Source organism: Streptomyces sp. NPDC057654, assembly GCF_042800135.1.
Taxonomy (GTDB): Bacteria; Actinomycetota; Actinomycetes; order Streptomycetales; family Streptomycetaceae; genus Streptomyces.
In genome coordinates this window covers 1-8,613 of sequence record NZ_JBHVHQ010000328.1, presented here as the reverse complement: position 1 = coordinate 8,613, position 8,613 = coordinate 1, and the positions used below count along the sequence as shown (strand labels likewise).

Sequence of the window (8,613 nt, the reverse complement as noted above, 5' to 3'; positions counted from 1 at the left end):
TCGGCGGGCTCCGCCGCTTCGGCCGGTTCGGCGGGCTCCGCCGAAGCCGCAGGCTCCGCCGTCAGAGTGGCCGCGGCGGCCTCCTCGGTCGACGCCTCGGCCGACTTCCGGCGAAACCTTGAAAACACGCCCATATCTGCTCCATAACCTTACTCGTGTGGGCGAAATCCCGCGTGGCCCTGAGCGTCCCCTTACGACGTCACCGGGGCACCGGCCCGTAAACCGGCTGTCGGAACCTCGCAACAGGCAACGAACCCGACAGCACCGCGTCACGTAGCTCATTCGAGGAGCGGGCCCGAGGTTTGCGAGACTGACCCGGTGAACAGCGCAGTTCCCGCACCGCGGGTCATCGCAGTCGTCGGTCCCACCGCGGCGGGCAAGTCCGATCTGGGCGTCGCCATCGCCCGCCGGCTCGGCGGCGAGGTCGTCAACGCCGACTCCATGCAGCTCTACCGCGGCATGGACATCGGCACGGCCAAGCTGACGGTCGACGAGCGCTAGGGGGTGGTCCACCGGCTCCTCGACATCTGGGACGTGAAGGAGGCGGCCAGCGTCGCCGAGTACCAGCGGCTGGCCCGCGCCGAGATCGACCGGCTGCTCGCCGAGGGCCGCACCCCGGTCCTCGTCGGCGGCTCCGGCCTCTACATCAAGGGCGCGATCGACGTACTGGACTTCCCCGGCACCGACCCGGCGGTACGGGCCCGGCTGGAGGACGAGCTGGAGCGGGACGGCTCCGGGGCGCTGCACGCCCGGCTGGCCGCCGCCGACCCCGCGGCCGCCCGCGCCATCCTGCCCGGCAACGGACGGCGCATCGTGCGCGCCCTGGAGGTCATCGAGATCACCGGCCGCCCCTTCACCGCGAACCTCCCCGGCCACGAGGCGCAGTACGACACGCTCCAGATCGGCGTCGACGTGGAGCGGCCCGAACTGGACGAGCGGATCGCGCTGCGCGTCGACCGCATGTGGGAGGCCGGGCTCGTGGACGAGGTGCGGGAGCTGGAGCGCGCCGGGCTGCGCGAGGGCCGCACCGCCTCCCGCGCCCTCGGCTACCAGCAGGTGCTCGCGCACCTCGCGGGTGAGTGCGCCGAGGAGGCGGCGCGCGCCGAGACCGTACGGGCCACCAAGCGCTTCGCACGCCGCCAGGACTCGTGGTTCCGGCGTGATCCGAGGGTCCACTGGCTCAGCGGCGCGGCCGGCCGGCAGGCGGAACTGGAAAGGCACGCGTTGGCGTTGGTCGAACGGACGGTCACAGCCTGATCACGTGATGGCATCGGGACGCTCCGGGCGGCCTTGCGGCCTCCGCGAGCGTGCCATCATCGAGCTCCGATCGAGCTGTAAAGAGCCGTGAAATCCGAGTTGGGAGGGCGCGTGGCGATGGAGGCCGGCCCTCGCGACAGACCGCAGCCGCAGCCGAGGAACGAGCCGGGGGCGCCCGCTCCGGACGGCCCCGGCCCGATCGCCGACGACGGGCCCGGAGCCGTGGCCGACGACGGCCCCGAGGAAGGGACCGGCGCCGCCCCGGAGGCGTTCCGCGATCTGCGCCCCCAGCGTCGGCTGCGGATCTGGCAGCTCGCCCCGATCGTCATGCTCGCGACCCTCGGCTCGCTGATGTTCGCCTTCCCGCTCGCCTTCGAGTTCGGCGACGGCGGCCGCGTGGTCGCCATGCTCGGGCTGCTCATCAGCTGCTGCGCGGCCGGCTGGGGCGTGATGGCCGCCCGCCGCGTCGGCTACACCTGGCCGGGCCTGCCGCCCCGCGGCTCCGGCCGCCGCCCCGACTGGCGGTACGTGGCGCTGTACGCGGCCGTCGCCGTGGCCCTGGTCTCGCTGGCCGTCTGGCGCGTCGCCCGGCTGCGATAAGGGCCCGGAGCCGTCGATCGCCCGGCTGCGATAAAGGCCCTCGAAGCCCTTACCATCGACATGTGAGCACCACAGGGATCGCCTTCCTCAAGGGACACGGAACCGAGAACGACTTCGTGATCCTCCCCGACCCCGACGGACAGCTGGAACTGTCCCCGGCGGCCGTCGCCCGGCTGTGCGACCGGCGGGCCGGCATCGGCGCGGACGGCGTGCTGCGGGTCGTACGGTCCGCGGCGCACCCCGAGGCGCGGCAGATGGCGGACGACGCCGAGTGGTTCATGGACTACCGCAACAGCGACGGATCCGTCGCCGAGATGTGCGGCAACGGCGTGCGCGTCTTCGCGCGCTACCTTCAGCGCGCCGGTCTCGTCGGGGCGGGCGACCTCGCCGTCGCCACGCGCGCGGGCGTGCGCGAGGTGCACATCGCCAAGGACGACGCCGACGGCGGTTTCGGCGACGTCACCGTGGGCATGGGCGCCGCGCGGCTCCCGGAGGGCGATGTCACCGTGGCGGTCGGGGACCTTCGCTGGCCCGCCCGCAACGTGAACATGGGCAACCCGCACGCGATCTCCTTCATCGGCGATCTCGCCGAGGCGGGCGACCTGTTCACCGCCCCCGTCGTCAGTCCGGCCGCCGCCTACCCGGACGGCGCCAACGTCGAGTTCGTCGTCGACCGGGGCCCGCGCCACGTCGAGATGCGCGTGCACGAGCGCGGCTCCGGCGAGACCCGGTCCTGCGGTACGGGCGCGTGCGCCGTCATGGTCGCCGCCGCCCGCCGCGACGGCGTCGACCCGTACGTCACCGGCCTCCCCGTCACGTACACCGTGGACCTGCCGGGCGGCCGGCTGCTGATCGCCGAGAACCCGGACGGGACCATCGAGATGACCGGCCCCGCTGTGATCGTCGCCGAGGGGTTCCTCGACCCGGCCTGGCTGGACTCGGCGCTCGCCTCCTGAAGCCCTTCTCCTCTCCGCGAGCCCTTCTCCCCCTCCACGAGCCTTTTCCCCGTCCGCGCCGCACCGGACCGCGCCCGTGTAACAGGCGAACAACACCGGGCGCACCACTTGTTCGCTCGAATGGGTGATCCGTTTCACTCTGGGCGAGAGCCGGTGAGCGGTGCGTGATGGGGTCGGTAGCATCAATCACCGGCCCGGAGGCGCCAGCCGACCGCCGGTCGACGCTGCCGGAGGTGCGCATGGGCGCAGAGGCCACGAACCACGCCGCTCCCGGCCGCAGGCGCGGCCGCCCCCGCATCGATCTGAGACGGCTCGGGCGCGCGGCGCTCAGCGGACCCGGGTCGCGCGACGGGCTGCCCGACGCCATCGACCACGTCGCCAAGGCGCACCGCGGCCACCATCCCGGCGCCGATCTCGACGTGCTGCGCCAGGCGTACGTGCTCGCCGAGTCCTCGCACCGCGGCCAGACGCGCAAGAGCGGCGAGCCGTACATCACCCACCCGCTGGCCGTGACCCTCATCCTCGCCGAACTCGGCGCGGAGACCACCACCTTGACCGCCTCCCTGCTCCACGACACGGTCGAGGACACCGAGGTGACGCTCGATCAGGTGCGGGAGCAGTTCGGCGAGGAGGTGCGCTATCTGGTCGACGGCGTCACCAAACTGGAGAAGGTCGACTACGGAGCGGCGGCCGAGCCGGAGACGTTCCGCAAGATGCTCGTCGCCACCGGAAACGACGTGCGCGTCATGTCCATCAAGCTCGCCGACCGGCTGCACAACATGCGCACCCTCGGGGTGATGCGCCCCGAGAAGCAGGCCCGTATCGCGCGCGTCACCCGCGACGTCCTCATCCCGCTCGCCGAACGGCTCGGCGTGCAGGCGCTGAAAAGCGAGTTGGAGGATCTGGTCTTCGCGATCCTGCACCCCGAGGAGTACGCCCGCACCCGCGACCTGGTCACCGCCCACGCGGCACGCGAAGACCCCCTGGAGGCCACCGCCTCCGGCCTGCGGGCCGTGCTGCGCGAGGCGGGCATCGCGGCGGAAGTCCACGTCCGGCCCCGGCACTTCGTCTCCGTGCACCGGGTGCTGCTCGGCCGCGGCCAGCTGACCGGCGCCGACTTCGGGCGGGTGCTCGTCCTCGTGACGGAGGACGCCGACTGCTACGGCGTGCTCGGCGAGCTGCACACCTGCTTCACGCCGGTCGTCTCCGAGTTCAAGGACTTCATCGCGGTACCGAAGTTCAACCTCTACCAGTCCCTGCACACCGCGGTCGCCGGGCCCGGCGGCGAGGTCGCCGAAGTCCTCATCCGCACACACCAGATGCACCGGGTCGCCGAGACCGGAGTGATCGCCCTGGGCAACCCCTACGCCGCGGCCGAGGGACCCGCCCGCCCGGCGCCGGACGGCGAGCGCGAGGACCCCACCCGCCCCGGCTGGCTCTCCCGCCTCCTCGACTGGCAGCGCGCCACCCCCGACCCCGACACCTTCTGGACCTCGCTCCGCGCGGACCTCGCCCAGGACCGCGAGGTCACGGTCTTCCGGGCGGACGGCGGCACGCTCGGCCTGCCGGACGGCGCGAGCTGTGTGGACGCCGCGTACGCGCAGCACGGCGAGGCCGCCCACGCGTGCATCGGCGCGCGCGTCAACGGCCGCCTGGCGACGCTCGGCACGGTCCTGCGCGACGGCGACACCCTGCACCTGCTGATGTCCCGCGACGCCTCCTCCGGGCCCTCCCCGGACTGGCTGGGGCACGCCCGTACGCCCGCCGCGCGGATCGCCATCGGGGGCTGGCTGGCCGCCCACCCGGCGCCGGACCCGATCGCCCCGCGCGTGCCGTCGGTGCGGCCCGGCGGCCGCCAGTCCCGGCCGGGCGCCGAGGGCGAGGACCGGCCCGCCGACGGGGAGCGGCGGCCGGTGAGCCGCCCCGCCGCCGTCACCTCCGGGGGAGACGCCGCCGTGCGGCTCGCGGGGTGCTGCACGCCCGTACCGCCGGACGAGATCACCGGCTTCGCCGTCCGCGGCGGAGTCGTCACCGTGCACCGCGCGCACTGCCCGGCCGTCGGCCGCATGTCCGCCACCGGGCGCGCCCCTGTGGGCGTGCGCTGGGCCGGGGCGCGGGACGAGGAGAGCCACGGCTACCGCGTCACCCTCCGCGCCGAGTCCTTCAGCCGCCCGCATCTGCTCGCCGACCTCACCGAGGCCATCGCGGCGGCGGGCGCGGCCGTCGTCTCTGCCGCCGTCGAGGCCCCCCGCGAACAGCGGGTCCGTCATACGTACACGCTCCAACTGCCCGCCGCCGCGCAGCTGCCGGAGCTGATGCGGGCCATGCGCCGGGTGGCCGGGGTCTACGACGTGACGCGCGCGGTGCGACAGGTGGCGGCGGCCGGGCCGTAGGGGGAAGCCCTCGGGCGGCAAGGCGGTCCGTCCGGCGCGCTCGTACGGGTGGGATCATGCCGCGCCGCCCACGGCCGCGGCCCGCGCGCTGGTACCGGTTGATCCATGCCGCACACAGCCGGGGAACGCGCCCCGAAGCCGCAGGGAGCACGCGCCCCGGCGCGCCGCACCGCCCGTACGCTCCTCACCGCAGCCGCCATGGCCGCCCTCGTCGCGGCCGCGAACCCGCTCTCCGGGACACCGGCTTCCGAGCCCCAACGGGGGATCGGCGACCCGCTCTTCCCGGGGCTCGGCAACCCCGGATACGACGTCGCCGCCTACGACATCTCCTTCGACTACCACGGCAACGACCGGCCGCTGGACGCCGTCACCACCATCGACGCCCGCGCCACCGACTGGCAGCGCACCCTCAACCTGGACTTCTCGCACGGCACCGTGCGCTCCGTGGACGTCGGCGGCAGCCCCGCCCGCTTCGCCACCGCCGGCGAGGACCTCGTCGTGACGCCCGCCCGCCCCGTACGGCCCGGCGAGCACCTGCGCATCACCGTCCGGCACACCAGCGACCCGCGCGGCGGCGCGAACGGCGGCTGGGTGCGCACCCGCGACGGGCTGGCCATGGCCAACCAGGCCGACGTCGCCCACCAGGTCTTCCCCTGCAACGACCACCCCTCCGACAAGGCGCTCTTCACCTTCCACGTCACCGCTCCCAAGGACCTCACGGTCGTCGCGAACGGGCTCCCGGCCGGACGTACGACCCGGGGCGGGGCCACCACCTGGACGTACACCTCGGCGCACCCCATCGCCACCGAGCTCACCCAGGTCTCCATCGGCCGCTCCGCCGTCCTGCGCCGCACGGGGCCGCACGGACTGCCCGTACGGGACGTGGTGCCCGCAGCCGACCGGAAATGGCTGGGGAAGCGGCTGGCGCGGACGACGGAGCAGCTGGCGTGGCTGGAGGGGAAGGTGGGGCGGTACCCCTTCGAGACGTACGGCGTGCTGATCGCCGACGCGAACACCGGCTTCGAGCTGGAGACCCAGACGCTGTCCCTCTTCGAACGGCGGCTGTTCACCGACGCCTCCGCCTACCCCGCCTGGTACGTCGACTCGCTCATGGTCCACGAGCTGGCGCACCAGTGGTTCGGCGACAGCGTCAGCCCGCGCCGCTGGGCCGACGTCTGGCTCAACGAATCCCACGCCACCTGGTACGAGGCGCTGTACGCCCAGGAGAAGGCCAAGAAGTCGCTGACCGCGCGGATGCGCGCCGCGTACGCCAACTCGGACGCCTGGCGCGCCGCGGGCGGCCCGCCCGCCGCCCCCAAGGCATCCGCCCCCGGCAAGAAGATCAGCATCTTCCGCCCGATCGTCTACGACGGCAGCGCGCTCGTCCTCTACGCGCTGCGCCAGGAGATCGGCGCGCCCGCCTTCGCCCGGCTGGAACGGTCCTGGGTCGCGCAGCACCGCGACTCCGACGCCTCCACGGCCGACTTCACCGCCCTCGCCTCCCGGACCGCCGGGCGCGATCTCAGCGGATTCCTGCACCCCTGGCTGTACGGGGCGAAGACCCCTCCCATGCCCGGCCACCCCGGCTGGAAGGCCGCCCGTAAACCCGCGTGACGCCCCCGGTCCGGCGTGGGACCATCGATGACGTCGGCGAAGCGGCCGGTCCCGGGAATCCACCGGGCCTCCCGCACGTTGTGACAGTTGAGATTCCCTACACGTAAAGGATCAAATGACCTCCTCTTCTTCCCTTCCCCAGGACCGGCAGGACCGCCAGGACGCGTACGACGCCCAGGACGCGCAGAACCGGCAGAGCCTCCCGGAGAGCCTTCGGGCCGACGCCCTGATGGAAGAGGACGTCGCCTGGAGCCACGAGATCGACGGGGAGCGCGACGGCGACCAGTACGACCGCTCCGAGCGGGCCGCGCTGCGCCGCGTCGCCGGACTCTCCACCGAGCTGGAGGACGTCACCGAGGTCGAGTACCGGCAGCTGCGCCTGGAGCGCGTGGTGCTGGTCGGCGTCTGGACGTCCGGCACCGCACAGGACGCGGACAACTCCCTCGCGGAGCTGGCGGCCCTCGCGGAGACGGCGGGCGCGCTCGTACTCGACGGCGTCGTGCAGCGCCGCGACAAGCCCGACCCGGCCACGTACATCGGTTCGGGCAAGGCCCAGGAACTGCGCGACATCGTGCTCGAAAGCGGGGCGGACACCGTCGTGTGCGACGGTGAGCTGAGCCCCGGCCAGCTCATCCACCTCGAAGACGTCGTCAAGGTCAAGGTGGTCGACCGCACCGCCCTGATCCTCGACATCTTCGCCCAGCACGCCAAGTCCCGAGAGGGCAAGGCGCAGGTCGCGCTCGCCCAGATGCAGTACATGCTGCCCAGGCTGCGCGGCTGGGGCCAGTCGCTGTCCCGGCAGATGGGCGGCGGCGGATCATCGGGCTCCGGCGGCGGCATGGCCACCCGCGGTCCCGGTGAGACCAAGATCGAGACCGACCGGCGCCGCATCCGCGAGAAGATGGCGAAGATGCGCCGGGAGATCGCGGACATGAAGACCGGCCGTGACATCAAGCGGCAGGAGCGACGGCGCAACAAGGTGCCGTCCGTGGCCATCGCCGGTTACACCAACGCGGGCAAGTCCTCGCTGCTCAACCGGCTGACGGGCGCGGGCGTCCTGGTGGAGAACGCGCTGTTCGCCACGTTGGACCCGACCGTGCGCCGGGCCGAGACGCCCAGCGGGCGGCTGTACACGCTGGCCGACACCGTCGGCTTCGTCCGGCATCTGCCGCACCACCTCGTCGAGGCGTTCCGCTCCACGATGGAGGAGGTCGGCGACTCCGACCTGATCCTGCACGTGGTGGACGGCTCGCACCCCGCGCCGGACGAGCAGCTCGCCGCCGTACGCGAGGTGATCCGCGACGTCGGCGCGGTGGACGTGCCCGAGATCGTGGTGATCAACAAGGCGGACGCGGCCGACCCGGTCGCCCTCCAGCGGCTGCTGCGCATCGAGAAGCACGCCATCGCGGTGTCGGCGCGCACGGGCGAGGGCATCGAGCGGCTGCTCGCGCTCATCGACGAGCAGCTGCCGAGGCCCGAGGTCGAGATCGAGGCGCTCGTGCCGTACACGCACGGGGCGCTGGTCGCGCGGGCGCACGCGGACGGCGAGGTCATCTCCGAGGAGCACACGGAGACGGGCACGCTGTTGAAGGCGCGGGTCCATGACGAGCTGGCCGCCGATCTCCAGCCGTACGTGCCTGCTTCGGCGTAGCTCGACTCTGCTCGTACGAGTTTCGTTTTCGGGTCTCGTACGGGTCTCATACGGGTCTCGTACGGGCCTCAGACGGGAAAGGAGCCCGGCCCCAACGGTGTTGGGGCCGGGCTCCTCTTGGATCGCTGAGTGGTCAGCGGTC

At 73.1% G+C, this 8,613-nt stretch carries 5 protein-coding genes and 1 pseudogene; all 6 read left to right on the top strand.

Annotation, left to right across the window (positions count from 1 at the left end):
- The first annotated feature begins 318 nt into the window (after positions 1 to 318).
- The 6 genes and pseudogenes from miaA to hflX all read left to right on the top strand — a co-directional run bounded on the left by miaA (position 319) and on the right by hflX (position 8,471).
- Positions 319 to 1,257, top strand: a pseudogene (gene miaA / locus ACFU99_RS23115) (tRNA (adenosine(37)-N6)-dimethylallyltransferase MiaA).
- Between the two features lie 117 nt (positions 1,258 to 1,374).
- Positions 1,375 to 1,857 (top strand): hypothetical protein, encoded by a 483-nt coding sequence (locus tag ACFU99_RS23110; RefSeq protein WP_384394904.1) that lies wholly within the window; start codon positions 1,375 to 1,377, stop codon positions 1,855 to 1,857.
- A gap of 62 nt (positions 1,858 to 1,919) precedes the next feature.
- The gene (dapF, locus tag ACFU99_RS23105; protein WP_384394902.1) at positions 1,920 to 2,813 is read left to right on the top strand and encodes a diaminopimelate epimerase; all 894 of its coding nucleotides are present in this window, start codon (positions 1,920 to 1,922) and stop codon (positions 2,811 to 2,813) included.
- 239 nt (positions 2,814 to 3,052) lie between these two features.
- Positions 3,053 to 5,206, top strand: coding sequence for a RelA/SpoT family protein (locus ACFU99_RS23100; RefSeq protein ID WP_384394900.1), 2,154 nt, complete (start codon positions 3,053 to 3,055; stop codon positions 5,204 to 5,206).
- Between the two features lie 105 nt (positions 5,207 to 5,311).
- Positions 5,312 to 6,820, top strand: a complete 1,509-nt coding sequence (locus ACFU99_RS23095) for a M1 family metallopeptidase (protein WP_384394898.1) — start codon at positions 5,312 to 5,314, stop codon at positions 6,818 to 6,820.
- A 115-nt stretch (positions 6,821 to 6,935) separates the two neighbouring features.
- Positions 6,936 to 8,471, top strand: a complete 1,536-nt coding sequence (gene hflX, locus ACFU99_RS23090) for a GTPase HflX (RefSeq protein ID WP_384394896.1) — start codon at positions 6,936 to 6,938, stop codon at positions 8,469 to 8,471.
- The last annotated feature ends 142 nt before the right edge of the window (positions 8,472 to 8,613 follow it).